This is a genomic window from Actinoplanes sp. GCM10030250 (assembly GCF_042666575.1).
Lineage (GTDB): Bacteria > Actinomycetota > Actinomycetes > Mycobacteriales > Micromonosporaceae > Actinoplanes.
On sequence record NZ_JBHTDO010000023.1, the window covers coordinates 21,359 to 35,117 of the forward strand.

General features: G+C 71.4%; 9 protein-coding genes. 7 read left to right on the forward strand and 2 right to left on the reverse strand.

Features of this window, described 5'->3' with window-relative positions:
* On the forward strand, positions 1-573 hold the full coding sequence (locus ACFQV6_RS26540; RefSeq protein ID WP_378030305.1) for an NUDIX domain-containing protein: 573 nt from the start codon (positions 1-3) through the stop codon (positions 571-573).
* A gap of 666 nt (positions 574-1,239) precedes the next feature.
* Complete coding sequence (locus ACFQV6_RS26545; RefSeq protein WP_378030306.1) at positions 1,240-1,653, forward strand: VOC family protein; 414 nt, start codon at positions 1,240-1,242, stop codon at positions 1,651-1,653.
* 160 nt (positions 1,654-1,813) lie between these two features.
* On the opposite strand, the gene ACFQV6_RS26550 is transcribed toward ACFQV6_RS26545, so the two are convergent.
* Positions 1,814-5,074 (reverse strand): NB-ARC domain-containing protein, encoded by a 3,261-nt coding sequence (locus tag ACFQV6_RS26550; RefSeq protein WP_378030307.1) that lies wholly within the window; start codon positions 5,072-5,074, stop codon positions 1,814-1,816.
* Positions 4,999-6,198 carry a barstar family protein gene (locus tag ACFQV6_RS26555; RefSeq protein ID WP_378030308.1) on the reverse strand — a complete coding sequence of 400 codons (1,200 nt, stop codon included), beginning with the start codon at positions 6,196-6,198 and terminating at the stop codon, positions 4,999-5,001. The genes ACFQV6_RS26550 and ACFQV6_RS26555 overlap by 76 nt, the downstream gene beginning before the upstream one ends.
* 127 nt (positions 6,199-6,325) lie before the next feature.
* On the opposite strand from ACFQV6_RS26555, the gene ald reads away from it, so the two are divergent.
* The 5 genes from ald to ACFQV6_RS26580 all read left to right on the forward strand — a co-directional run bounded on the left by ald (position 6,326) and on the right by ACFQV6_RS26580 (position 13,669).
* The gene (gene ald, locus ACFQV6_RS26560; RefSeq protein WP_378030309.1) at positions 6,326-7,441 is read left to right on the forward strand and encodes an alanine dehydrogenase; all 1,116 of its coding nucleotides are present in this window, start codon (positions 6,326-6,328) and stop codon (positions 7,439-7,441) included.
* Complete coding sequence (locus tag ACFQV6_RS26565) at positions 7,438-8,358, forward strand: site-specific tyrosine recombinase XerD (RefSeq protein WP_378030435.1); 921 nt, start codon at positions 7,438-7,440, stop codon at positions 8,356-8,358. Before ald ends, ACFQV6_RS26565 begins: the two co-directional genes overlap by 4 nt.
* 111 nt (positions 8,359-8,469) lie before the next feature.
* Positions 8,470-9,402 carry a ParA family protein gene (locus ACFQV6_RS26570; protein WP_378030310.1) on the forward strand — a complete coding sequence of 311 codons (933 nt, stop codon included), beginning with the start codon at positions 8,470-8,472 and terminating at the stop codon, positions 9,400-9,402.
* Between the two features lie 11 nt (positions 9,403-9,413).
* Complete coding sequence (locus ACFQV6_RS26575; protein ID WP_378030311.1) at positions 9,414-10,094, forward strand: hypothetical protein; 681 nt, start codon at positions 9,414-9,416, stop codon at positions 10,092-10,094.
* 119 nt (positions 10,095-10,213) lie between these two features.
* Complete coding sequence (locus tag ACFQV6_RS26580) at positions 10,214-13,669, forward strand: trypsin-like peptidase domain-containing protein (RefSeq protein ID WP_378030312.1); 3,456 nt, start codon at positions 10,214-10,216, stop codon at positions 13,667-13,669.
* Positions 13,670-13,759 lie beyond the last annotated feature (90 nt).

Sequence of the window (13,759 nt, forward strand, 5' to 3'; positions counted from 1 at the left end):
ATGGCGTTCGCTCACGAGACGGTGTCTCGTACCGACCGCTACCAGGGCGCGATCTTCTCGGTACACACCGACGAGGTCACCATGTCCGACGGCAGCACCGCCGACCGTGACGTGGTGGAGAACCGCGGCGCGGTCGTCGTGGTAGCCCTCGACGAGCAGGACCGGGTAGTGCTGATCAAGCAGTACCGCCACCCGCTGCGCGCCCACATCTGGGAGCTCCCGGCGGGCCTGCGCGACGTCGAGGACGAGCCCGAAGCCATCACCGCCGCCCGCGAGCTCGCCGAGGAAACCGACCTGACGGCCGCCCGCATCGACCCGCTGATCGACCTGCACACCTCACCCGGCTTCAGCAACGAGTGGGTCCGCGTCTTCCTGGCCCGCGACCTCTCCGCCGTGCCGCAGGCCGAGCGCCACCCCCGCGAGGCCGAGGAAGCCGACATCGAGATCCACCGCGTCCCCCTGGACGAGGCCATCGCGATGATCTTCCGCGGCGACATCACCAACGCAGCCGCGGTCGCCGGCCTCCTGGCCACCGCCCGCGCCCGCGAAACCAACTGGACCCTCCTACCCTGACCCGCTCTTACGTGACTTCATCCGCTCTGCCCTCATCAGCTCTGCCCTCATCAGCTCTGCCCTCATCAGCTCTGCCCTCATCAGCTCTGCCCTCATCAGCTCTGCCCTCATCGCTCGGTCCTCATCCGCTCGGTCCTCATCCGCCGAAGGCCGCTCTCCTCTGAGAGCGGCCTTCGCCGTTTCGCCACATTCCAGGCGTCTCTCTCACCGTTACTACTTTTCTTGTACGACCGACGCAAAGTCTCGCCCGCCCACGCGATCACCTGCCCATTCCAGCGTTTGCCGCGCCCGCCGGGCTGACCTGCCGCGAGACCTCACCCCCAGCTGGCCGTGAGCGGGGTGTTTCGCGCTCAAAAGCACCGCTGAGGGCCAGCTGGTTTGGCCGGCTGGCTGTGGGTGGGGTGTTGCGCGGCCGAAAGCACCGCTGGGGGCCAGCTGGTTTGGTCGGCTGGGCGTGGGTGGGGTGTTGCGCGGCCGAAAGCACCGCTGGGGGCCAGCTGGTTTGGCCGGCTGGCTGTGGGTGGGGTGTTGCGCGGCCGAAAGCCCCGCTGGGGGCCAGCTGGTTTGGTCGGCTGGCTGTGAGGGGGGTGTTTCGCGCTTGGAAGCCCCGCTGAGGGCCAGCTGGTTTGGTCGGCTGGGCGTGAGCGGGGTGGGTAGGTTCGGCGGATGAGCGTTCCGAGGGTGAAGTCCTTTGTGCTGGACAGCAGTGACGCGCGGCGGCTGGCTGAGTTCTATCGGCGGCTGCTTGGCCTGGAATATCGAGCGGGTGACCAGCTACCGCCGGACGGGGAGGACGACGAGCGGGGGCGGGACTGGGTGGTTCTGGTCGGCCCTGGTGGCTGGAACATCGCGTTTCAGCAGACCGACAAGGTGGAGCCGACGACCTGGCCGGAGGCTGGGGTGCCGCAGCAGATGCACCTGGACACCTCGGTTGATTCGGTGGAGGAGCTGGATCGGCAGCATGAGCGGGTGCTGAGCCTGGGCGGGACGTTGCGGTTCGATCGCAGTGACGACCCGGAGGAGCCGTTGCGGGTTTATGCGGATCCGGACGGCCACACCTTCTGCATCCTGGTGGGCTGAGCGGCGTGGGCTGAGCGGCGTGGGCTGGGCGGCGTGGGCTGGGCGGCGTGGGCTGGGCGGCGTGGGCTGGGCGGCGTGGGCTGGGCGGCGTGGGTGAGGGCGGCGTGGGTGAGGGCGGCGTGGGTGAGGGCGGCGTGGGTGAGGGCGGCGAGGGTGAGGGTCAGGTCGGGTGGAACTCGAAGCGGTAGAGGCCGCTGGTGCCGCCGGTGAACAGGTAGCGGCCGTCGGGGCTCCACGCGCACCCGACGAGGGGGGAGTCGACCCTGGTCATGGCCGCGGGGGCGGGGTTGTCGAGATCCCAGAGCCAGAGCGAGCCGTGTGCCCCGGACCCCGCGAGCCGGCGGCCGTCGGGGGTGACAGCGATCGCGGTGAGATGTTCGGTGGCGCCGGTCAGTGCGATGCGTTCCCGGCCGGTGGCGGCGTCGCGGATCCGGATCGTCCCTTCCAGGTCGGCGATGGCCAGCCACCCGTCGGGTGTGGTGGTGACGGCCCAGGGCCAGCGGGTGCCGCTGCGGAAGCGGGTGAGCCGGCCGGTGGCCACGTCGTGGAGCCGGCCGGTGCCTCCGTTGATCGCCACCAGCCAGCTGCTGTCGGGTGCGACCGCCAACAGGGGTGGGCGGTGGCACCAGAACCGTGCTCGTCTCCGGCCGGTGCCGACGTCCCAGATGCGTACCGAACCGTCTTTGCCGGAGGTGGCGAGCCAGGTCCCGTCGGGTGCGGCGACGACGGACCGCACCGATCCGCCGTGGCCGGTCAGTTCGGTGGGCTGGGAGTCGCCGGGGCGACGGATCAGCACCCGGTCCGGCACGGTGGTGACGAACCAGGATCCGTCCCGGGGCACGGCGATGCCGTCGGCCCGGTGCTCCCCGTCGATCAGGGCGGTTCGTGCGCCGGTGGCAGCGTCCCAGCGCAGCGCTGTCCCGGTCGGCGTCACGGCCGCGAGCCAGGTGCCGTCCGCCACCATGGTGAAGGCATGTACCGGGACGGACTCGGCCGGTGGCGTCTCCTGGATGCCGGCCCGCGCGGTGAAGACGCGCACCGTCTCGTCGGGGCCGGTTGCGGCGAGCCAGGTGCCGTCCGGGGCGAAGGCCATGGTGTCGATCTGATCCGACTGGCTGACCATTCTGCTGCGCTGACGGCCGGTGGCAACGTCCCAGACCCGGACGGTCCGGTCGTCGCCGGCGGTGGCGAGGCACCCGCATGCCGCGACCGCCATGGCCGTGATTTCGCCGTCGTGCCCGGTCAGGGTGGTACGCGGCTCGCCCGTCACCGCGTCCGTGATCAGGACGGATCCTTCCCATCCGCCCACGGCGAGCCAGGTGCCGTCACGAGCGATCGCCAGGCTCTTCGGGTACGTCAGGAGGTGCCGGAACACGGTGCGCGGCTGTCCGGAGTCCGTGTCCCAGATGATCACGGAGCCGTCGCGGTGGCTGTCGGCGAGCCAGGTGCCGTCCGGCGCGATGGCCACCGGTTCCAGGGTCCGGTCGCGCCTGTCGAGCCGGAGGCGCCGGTTGCCGGCGTTGTCGAACAGGTGCACGGCACCGCTGGTGGTCAGCACGGCGACCGCGGTGCCGCCGTCGGCGACCTCGGCGTGCAGTGAGCCGTTGACCCGGCCGTAGTAGGTGGTGCGCGGCCGCAGAGTCGCGGTGTCCCAGATGGTGATCAGGTCGTCCGGGCCGTTGACGGCGAAGCAGGAGTGGTCGGGGGCGAAGCCGAGCACGCCGTAGACGGAGCGGTTGCCGGCTGCGGGGATCCGTTCGCCGGTGACGGTGTCCCGCACGAGCAGGCCGCCCTCGCCGGCGGTGATGATGCGGCGGCCGTCCGGGGTGATCCCGACGCGCTGCTTCCATCCGGTCCGGCCGGCGAGGGTGCGTAACAGCGCGGTGCTGGGCAGATCCGGGAGTGGCCAGGCGGCGACGAGCCGGGGCGCCCGTCTCTCGTCGCGCATCTGCCGGGCCTGCGGGCCCCAGTCGGCGTCGTGTGCGGTCCGGTCGAGCAGGACGTCGACGCAGGAGTGCGCTGGTTCGGTCGGGCCGAGCAGGTGGGCGAGCTGCTCCAGGGTTCGGGTCAGCCGGGCGGTGCGGGGACTGCTGAACCGGGCGAGGTCGGCGTACGCCCCCGCCGATCCGCTGGTCTCCAGCCGTACGGCGACCCAGCGCAGGTCAGTCACGAGGATTTCGATCTCGGCGCCCGGAAAGGCCGAGCCCGCGGCGATCAGGTGCTCGACGAGGTGCTCGCACAGGTAGCGATTGCCCGCCGCCAGGGTCCACCAGGCAGCGCCCGGCCGCGAGTCCCGCAGGGCGCCGAGCAGGGTGCGGTGCAGTTCGGCGACCCTGGCCGGTCCGAGCAGCCCGGCCAGATAATCGCGGATGACGTCGTGCAGGCTGATCGTGCCGCCGCCCGCGGTGGGTGTCAGCTTCAGCAGTGCCAGGTCGGCGAGCCGGGCGCACAGGGTCCGCGCGGCGAACTCGGTGACGCCGCCGGTCGCCTGCCAAAGGCCGGCCACCAGGGACACCGGTACGTCCTCGTCCTCAGCGAAGATCGCCAGTTCGGTGAAGCGGGTGTGCTCGTCCGCGCTCAGCAGCCCGGTGCCGGCCTCGATGGTCGCCCGGACGGCCTTGTCGCGCTGGTCCGGGTCGTTGACGTCGAGGTTGCCGGCGCCGCTCAGCTCGTCGATGCGGATCGGGCCGGCCTGCCGGAGTTGGGTGAGCAGTTCGGCGGCCGCGGGCGCCACGTCGGGCCGCGACCGGCTCTGGTCAACAAGGATCTTGTTGACCAGGCGGAGCAGCAGCGGCCACTGGCCGGTCTCGTCGAGGAGCCCGTCGGCCAGGTCGGCGGGCAGCTCCGGCAGGTCGGCGGTGAGCACCCGGCGGGCCTGGTCGACCGGCATCTGGTCGACCTCGACCGCGACGCTGCGCCCGGCGACCAGGGACGGCAGGCGGGTGGTGACCATCCGGGCGCTGCGGCCGCCGACCGGGAAGGCGTCGAGCTGGTCGGCGTACCACAGGTCGTCGAGGATGATCAGGCGGCGGGGCCCGGTGGCGAGGACCGCGGCCAGGTGGTCGGCCGCCTGGCGTACGTCGGTGAAGGGCTGGGCCCGCGCCGGATCCACCCGCCTGACCAGGTCGTTGATCTTCTCCACCAGGCCGCCGTGGCGCACGTCGCGCCCGAGGGTGACCCAGTAGGCGCGGCCGCCGAAGCGGCGCAGGACGCGGGGGTGTGCGCGGACCAGGCGGGCCACGGTGGTCTTGCCGAAGCCGCCGGCGCCGTGGACGGTCGTGGTGATCCCGACGGTGGCGGCGCCCGCGCGGCGGGTCAGCGCCCCGACGATCGCGGCGAGTTCACCTACCTGAGGTCGACCTCGACGCCGTCGGCGGTGAGCAGGTCGAGGAGCTGGTCCATGGAGAGGGCCGGCGCCCACCAGCGGCGGTCGTAGCCGGGGACGAGTTCCGCGCGGGCGACGGCGGAGTCGTGCCAGACGAGGCGGAATCCGGGGGCGACGCCCCAGCCGCCGAGCAGGCAGTCGTGCAGGGCGCCGAGGTTCCAGCCGAAGTATCCGCCGGGGCCGTTGACCGCCTCGCCGATCGCGCAGTAGAAGCCCTCCTCGTCGGTGATGTGGCGGCCGTCGAGGTGGATGGTGGTGCCGGGTTTGCGGTCGGGGGCGTGCCGGTGGTGGGCGAGGGCGGCTCCGGCCCATTCCTGCCGCAGTTCCCGGTCGTGGCCGGCCCAGTCGCCGGTGTCGGTGGGCCGGCCGGCGCGCCACTGTTCCCAGACGTCGCGGGCCCGGGCGGGGCGGGGTGGGCCGACGGCGTCGGCGTAGGTGGGTTCGAACGTCACGTCGATGAGGCCGTCGCCGAGGGTGGAGGGGCGTACGCCGGTGACTTCGGCGCCGAGTCCGGTGTCGAGCAGCCGGGTGGCGCTGGCGTCGCGGGCGACGGTGAAGATCGAGGCGGTGACCCAGCGGCGGTGCCGGGCGGTGGCGCCGCGTTCCAGGGCGTCCAGGGCGCGCATCAGGCGGGTGCCGGGGCGGCAGCCGATCAGGGTGGCCGGGCGCAGCGGTGGTGCCGGGCGTTCGCGGAAGACGCCGGTGACGCTCGCGCAGGTGCCGAAGTCCTCGTCGCCCTCCGGGGAGATGCCGGTGAGCAGGTATTCCTCGGCGTCCTCGGGTGCGTTGGCGGCGTGGCGCAGGCCGTCGTGGCGCAGCCGTCCCTCGAGAACGACTTCGAGGGGGCCGTGGCGGCCGTCGCGCCGGGCGTCCAGGACGGTTACGTCGAGTAACTCCTCGGCGCAGTCCCAGCAGCCGGGGGGATGCTTCGAGTCGGCCGGGTGGACGGCTTCCAGGCCGATGTTGCCCACCCAGGAGGGGCCGGTGCCGTCGCAGGCGGCGCGCAGCCGGCCGGCCGGTACGCAGTCGACCAGGGTGTAGCGCTCGACCGGCGGTTCCGGCGGGTCGGCGAACAGGCCGTCGATGTCGGCGCACGTGGCGACGATGTCGTCACCGTCATCGATGGTCTCGTCGACCAGGAGCCAGGGAAGGCCGATCATCGGGCGACGGTACCGCCTCGCCGCCAAGGTGTGTATACCGGGACATGCACCGCGACCTGGGCCGTCTCCGGGGGTACTCTCCGCGCAAGGGGACTTGCTCAGCGTTGAGAAAGGACGGTGTCGGCTCGTGAAGGTCGGCATTCCCAGTGAGGTCAAGAACAACGAGTTCCGGGTGGCCATCACCCCGGCCGGCGTCTTCGAGTTCGCTCGAGCCGGACATGAGGTCTTCGTCCAGGCCGGTGCCGGCCTCGGATCGTCGATCACTGACAGTGACTTCGCGGCGGCGGGGGCGACGATTCTGCCCGACGCGGACGCGGTGTGGGGAACGGGTGACCTGATCCTGAAGGTCAAGGAGCCGATCCCGGAGGAGTACCACCGGATGCGCCCGGATCAGGTGCTGTTCACCTATCTGCACCTGGCGGCGTCGAAGGAGTGCACCGACGCGCTGCTGGATCGCAAGGTGACCGGGATCGCGTACGAGACGGTGGAGCTGGCGGACCGATCGTTGCCGCTGCTGGCGCCGATGTCGGAGGTGGCGGGCCGGCTGGCGCCTCAGGTGGGCGCGTACCACCTGATGCGGCAGGGCGGCGGGCGCGGCGTGCTGATGGGCGGCGTGCCGGGTGTGTACGCGGCCAAGGTCGTGGTGATCGGCGCCGGGGTGTCCGGGCTGAACGCCGCCGCGATCGCGCTCGGCATGCAGGCGGAGGTGCTGCTGCTGGACAAGAACGTGGCGCGGTTGCGTGCCGTGGACGCGGACTATCGCGGTCACGTGCAGACTGTCGCGTCGAACGCGTACGAGATCGAGAAGGCCGTCCTCGACGCGGACCTGGTGATCGGCGCCGTGCTGGTGCCCGGCGCGAAAGCGCCGACGTTGATCTCCAACGACCTGGTGGCGCGGATGAAGCCGGGCAGTGTGCTGGTTGACATCTCGATCGACCAGGGCGGCTGCTTCGAGGATTCGCACCCGACCACCCACGACGACCCGACCTACCAGGTGCACGAGTCGATGTTCTACTGCGTGGCGAACATGCCCGGCGCGGTGCCGCACACCAGCACCTACGCGCTGACGAACGTGACCCTTCCGTACGCTGTCGAGCTGGCGAACCGTGGCTGGCGTGACGCGCTGCGCACCGATGCGGCGCTGGCGGCGGGGCTGAACACGTTCGACGGTCAGGTGGTCTACGGGCCGGTGGCGGAGGCGCACGGTATGCGCGCGATACCGCTGACGGAGGTGCTGCGCTGAGCCTCGAAACGACCGTGCGGGCCTATCTCGACCATCTCAGCGTCGAGAGAGGCCTGTCACGCAACACGCTGGCGTCCTATCAGCGGGATCTGGACCGGTACGCGCTGTTCCTGCGGGAGTCCGGCATCGAGGATCTCGCTGAGGTGCGGTCCGCCGACGTGACCCGGCACCTGGCGGTGCTGCGCGAGGATGGGCTCGCGTCGGCCTCGGCGGCGCGGGCCATCTCCGCGGTGCGCGGGCTGCATCGCTTCGCGGTCCGCGAGCGCCTGGTGCCGCACGATGTGGCAGCTGAGGTACGCCCACCCGCACCGCCGAAACGGCTGCCGAAAGCGTTGGACGTGGACCAGGTCGACCGGCTGCTCGCCGTACCGGCCGCCGATTCGCCGCTCGGGCTGCGCGACCGCGCCATCCTGGAGTTCCTCTACGGCACCGGTGCGCGGATCTCCGAGGCGGTCGGCGCGGACATCGACGATCTGGATCTGGACGACGCGGCCGAGAGCTCGGCGATCCTGCGGGGCAAGGGCGGGCGGTCCCGGGTGGTTCCGGTGGGCGGTTTCGCGCGGACCGCGGTCCAGGCCTATCTGGTACGGGCGAGACCGCTCCTCGCCGCCGCCGGGCGGGGCACCCCGGCGATCTTCCTCAACGCCAGGGGCGGACGGCTGTCCCGGCAGAGCGCGTGGACCGTTCTGCACCGTTGCGCCACTGTGGCCGGTCTGCCGGTCGACGGCCCGTACGCGGTCAGCCCGCACACGCTGCGTCACTCCTATGCGACCCATCTGCTCGACGGCGGGGCCGACGTCCGGGTGGTCCAGGAACTGCTGGGACACGCCTCGGTCACCACGACGCAGGTGTACACCCTGGTGACCGTGGAGCGTCTCCGTGAGGTGTACGCCACCTCCCACCCACGCGCTCGTTAGAAGCTGCGTACCCATAGGTGCGACACGCCGAACGGCTGACCCCGAAGGTGCGGCGCGTGTGGCGTACAGTCGGGCATCGGCTCCGGCTGCGAGTCGAGAGGGGGCGAGGACATGTCAGGGAACGGCCAGCGTGCGGAGGCCTGGACCTCCGCCCTCCGGGAACAGCAGCATTCCCTGGACCTCGGCGCTGATCTGGGCCCCGCCGACCCCACGGCTTACACGATGCGCCGCCCCATTCCCGAGCCGATGCCGACCGACCGGCACGGCCCCGCGCGCATCATCGCCCTGGCGAACCAGAAGGGTGGAGTCGGAAAGACGACGAGCACCATCAACCTGGGTGCCGCCCTCGCGGAGTATGGGCGCAAGGTCCTCCTCGTCGACTTCGACCCGCAGGGTGCCTGCTCGGTCGGCCTGGGTGTGAACCCGCACAACCTCGACCTGAGCGTCTACAACCTGCTGATGCAGGACGACGTCGCCACCGAGGACGTCATCATCAAGACCGACGTGGCGGGCCTGCACCTGCTGCCGGCCAACATCGACCTGTCCGCGGCCGAGATCCAGCTGGTCAACGAGGTCGCCCGGGAGATGGCTCTGGCCCGGGCGCTGCGCAGCGTCCGCAAGGAGTACGACTTCATCCTGATCGACTGCCAGCCCTCGCTGGGCCTGCTGGCGATCAACGCGCTGACCATCGCGCACGGTGTGCTGATCCCGCTGGAGTGCGAGTTCTTCTCGCTGCGCGGTGTGGCCCTGCTGCTGGACACCATCGACAAGGTCCGCGAGCGCCTCAACTTCGACCTGGAACTCGAGGGCATCCTCGCCACCATGTACGACTCCCGCACCACCCACTGCCGCCAGGTGCTGCAGCGGGTGGTCGAGGCGTTCGGCGACAAGGTGTACCAGACAGTCATCACGAAGACGGTGAAATTCCCGGAGTCGACCGTGGCGGGCGCTCCGATCACTACGCTGGACCCTGCGTCGTCCGGCGCCCGTAACTACCGTCAGCTCGCTCGCGAGGTCATCGCCGCCAAGACAGAACGAGGCTAGGTTCCGCACCCGTGCTCTTCGCGCTCGGCGAGCCGGTGGCGTTCGCCGCCCTGGTCGTCGCCTTCCTGCTGGGTCTTGCGCTGCGTGCTGTCGCCATCCGGTTCACAGCCCGCGTCGTGGGTCTGGCCGAGCGCGGCCAGACGATGCTTCCCAGCCCTCGCCGCGACATCGACCCGTTCGGCGCGGTCTCGGCCGCCGTGGGCGGCGTCGGCTGGGGTAAGCAGCTCACCGTCGACGACGTGCCCCGCTGGCGTGGCCGCGGCCGGGCCGCAGCGGTGTTCGCCGCCGGGCCGGTCGCCTGCATCCTCGCCGGTGAGATGCTGATCGCCGCCTACGCGGTGCTCTTCCCGGCCAACGCGGAGGGCGTCCTCGCCTTCTTCGACCTGGGTGTTCTGCTGCGCGGCGGCGCCGGGCTGCCGTTCGTCGAGCAGATCGTCCTGTCGCTGGGTGTCGGCCTGCTCGGGTTCGGCCTGCTCGCGCTGATCCCGATCCCGCCGCTGGACGGCTTCGGCATCCTCTATTACGCCCTGCGTAAGCCCGGCCCGAGCATGAGCTGGATGCGGCTCTGGTTCGAGGACAAGAACGTCGGTGTCCTGATCCTGCTGATCCTGGGTTTCTTCCCGACCAGTTATCCGATCCTGCTGCTGCTCCTGGACGTCCTCGGAGCGCTCTTCCTACGCGTCTGGTCCTAGCTTCGCCAGGGCGGCGATGCGGCTGGTGATCTCGGGTCAGGTCTCGCGGGGCAGACGGGTGGCCGCCGGCCCCGGTGTCGGCTACCGGACAGGGGCGCCTCCCGCCGCGTCGAGCGCAGTTGTCGTCTGACGTGATACCCGACCGGCGCGTCTGCGAGATCTACACCGCGGAGTCGAGCGGCTCCGGCCTGCTGATCACCGACCGCCTGGTGCTGACCGCGAACCACGTGCTGGGCGGCGCCGAGGCGCAGGTGCGGTTCCCCGAGGGCAGCTTCGAATGCGTGGTGCACTGGCGGTCCGAGGAGCTCGACGCGGCAGTCCTGCGCATCACCGACGAGACCTGGGTGCGGCCCACGCTGCCGCCGCTGCGCTGGGGACGGTTCGTCACCGGCTCGCCCGGGATCCCCGCCGAGGCTGCCGGTTTCCCGGAGTCGCACTCGCACGAGTGGGCGCACGCGTCCGGCGTACTCAATGCCCTTGATCGTCGAGGCACCGCCCGCATCGACCTCCAGGTCGGCTCCTGGCCGCGGCAGGCACCCGGCCGCTCGCTGTGGTGTGGCATGTCCGGTGCCGCGCTGTTCTCCGGTGGCCTGCTGACCGGGCTGGTCATCGAGGATCCGCCCGAGTTCGAGAGCCGCCGCCTCACCGCCGTGCGCATCCAGGCGCTGCGCGCTCACCCCGGCTTCGAACAGGCCGTCTGGGGCAGCACGCAGCCGCCACCGATGGAACCGGCCGAGATCGCCGGCCTGTGCCGCAGCCCGCTGCCGATCCGCGTCACACCGGCCGGTCTGCTGCGGGCCGAAGCCGAGATCGTCCCCTTCCATGGCCGTGACGACGTGCTGCGCCGGCTGCGGGAGTGGCTCGACCCGGACGTCTCGGCCGCCGTGCGGGTGCTGACCGGGCCGGGCGGCCAGGGCAAGACCCGAGTGGCGCGGCAGTTCGCGCGGGTCGCCGACGAGGCCGGGTGGCTGGTTGCGGAGGTGCGCGACGACGCACCTGCCGGGTTGATCGAAAGACTTCCGGACGTACGGGAACCGCTGCTCCTCATCGTGGACGAGGCGGAGAAACAGGCCGACCGGCTGGTGCGGATCTTCGCGGCGCTGCCCGGCCGGGTACGGGTGCTGCTGGTGGCGCGTACCGGCGGGCCCTGGCTGCGCAAGCTGGCGGTCGACAGCGAGCCGTTCGCGGGGCTGCTCCCGCACACTCCCTCGGGGGACGACCTCGCGGGCGTTGTCGAAGAGCTCGGGCCGATCGGTGGTGACCGCCGGGCCGCCTTCCGTGCGGCGCTGACGGCGTACGCGGGTGCCTTCGGCCGGCCGGCGACGGGGATCAGGACACCCCGGCTCACCGACGAGTGCTACGGCAACGTGCTGGCCGTACACATGGAGGCCATGGCCGCGCTCCTCAACGCCGCCGACGCACCCGCCGACGCACCCGCCGGCGCTCCCGACGCCGCGGGCATCCTCCTTCAGCACGAGATGCGGTACTGGTCGCAGCTCGCCCGCACGAAATACGCCCTCGGCGACCTGCCCGACGAGGTATTGCGCCAGACGATCACCGTGGCCACCCTCTGCACCGTGCGCCCGCGTACCGGCGAAGACCTCGACCGCATCCTCTCCCAGGTCCCCCTGCTGGCCGGCCAACTGCCCGCCACCCGCGCCGCCGTCGCCGAATGGCTCACCGACCTCTACAGCGAACCCGGCTGGAAGTGCGCCCCCCTGCGTCCCGGCCCACTCCACGAACATCTGGTCGGCGCCGAACTGGCCGACCACCCGGCAATGCTCGACAGCGTCGCGCCAATACTCACCGAACGCCAGGCCTGCGAGATGCTGACCGTGCTCGCCCGCTCCGGCGCGCCGGTCTCAGCCGGCCGCCGCCGCGACTATCGGGTGGTCGTGGCGGTGGCCGGCGCCATCACCGCGCTGGTCCGCGGCGCGCCGGAACGGATGGCCTTCCCGGCCTGGTTCGCCGCCGCCCTGGTGGAGGGCCCGGCGGCGGAGCCGCTGCACGCGGCCCTGGACGCGATCGAGCACGGGGAGGCGGCGCGAGGCCGTCTCTGGCGTCAGTCGATCTCCGACGCCTGGGGCGCGGTGGGCGATGCTTTCGGCCGTTTCCGGGGCCGTACGCGGAACGAGCGCTCGAATTCCGTACCGTCGTCCTCGTCCGCAGCTGTTCCTGCCGCTGCCGTTCCCGTCGGTGGTGGGTCGGCTGCGCATTTCCGGATGATCGCTCAGGCTGCCGGTGCGCCGGCGGGTCCTTCTCGCCTTCGCCGGGTGACCGAGGCAGCGACCATGGCGGTGGACCGGATTGCCCGGACACCGTGGGCCGCACCTGTGATCCAAGCCGTTCACCAGCACCCTGACCTGGCACGAGGCCTCGGAGCGGCGGTGGCGGTGGTAGCTCTCGCCTCGCCGCTGCTCCTGATCGTCCCGGAGAGCGAAGCCGGCCAGTCGGGCGCGGCACCGGTACGAGACGGGATCGTGGCGGTAGCCCCGTTACCCGCCCCCGGCCCGACCGAGCCCACCTCCACCGCCGGCGTCGGCGAGCCGGCTGTCGCGGCATCACCCCACTTCGCCCGCTCCCCGGCACCCCAGCCATCGGCCACGCGGCCACCTTCCCCTGCCGCCTCTCCGATCTCTCCCAGCCCAGCCCCGTCACATGCCGCTTCGTCCCGCCCGGCCACGGCACCGCCTCCGACGTCCGCGCCCACCGCGACCATCCGCCCCAGCTCTTCCCAGCCGCCAATCCTTCCCCGGGTCATGACCACCCCGCCGACGACCGCACCCACCCCCTCAGCGTCCCAGCCCACCGACGGCCGCTTCCCCATCGAAGTCGACGCCGACTCGCTGACCGCCCCCACCTTCTCCATCCCCGGAGTCGATACCGACGCCAACGCCGGCCGCCCCCAGCACTACCGCCTGAAACCCGGCCGCTACGGCCTCTCCACCGGCGCCGACGTCCCCCTGGCCTGGTTCAAGATCACCCCAACCGGCACCGTCGACTACGAACCCGACGTCACCTACCTGAAGGGCCGCGGCACCACCCGCCTGGAGATCACCGGCCTGGAGGTGACCATCGACCCCACCCCCTTGGACGCGGAATCCTTCGGCCTGGGCGGAGTCGGCTCCAACCTCGACGACGACTCAGTCCACCGCATGCGCCTGCTACCGGCCCGTTACCGCCTGGCCCTCTGGTCCATCTGGACGGACGCCTACGTGACCCTCCTGGCCAACGGCACCTTCACCTACCACCTCGACCACGACACCTTCCTGTCCGGCCGGGACACCTCCAGGCTCACCCTCAACGGCCTCAAGATCACCGTCGACGCCACCCAGCTGAAGTCCTCCACCTTCTCGATAGAGGGCGTAGCGTCCGGCCGCCGAACCAGCGAGCCCCTCTCGGTACGAGTCCTCCCCGCCCCCTACCGCCTCGCCGACGGCCCCACCTGGAGCACCGTCAAGTTCACCGTCACCCTCGACGGCCACCTCACCTACATCCCCGCCCACGCCACCCACCTCTCCGGCGCCGACACCTCAACCCTGACCATCCGCACCCCCACGCTCCCCCCGCAATAGCCCTGTCGGCGTTCACCACTTCCACACCGGAAGCCCGTCCTGCGCGCTAGCGTGTATATAGGCATCGATGGATTTGGGGCCTCGATGAGC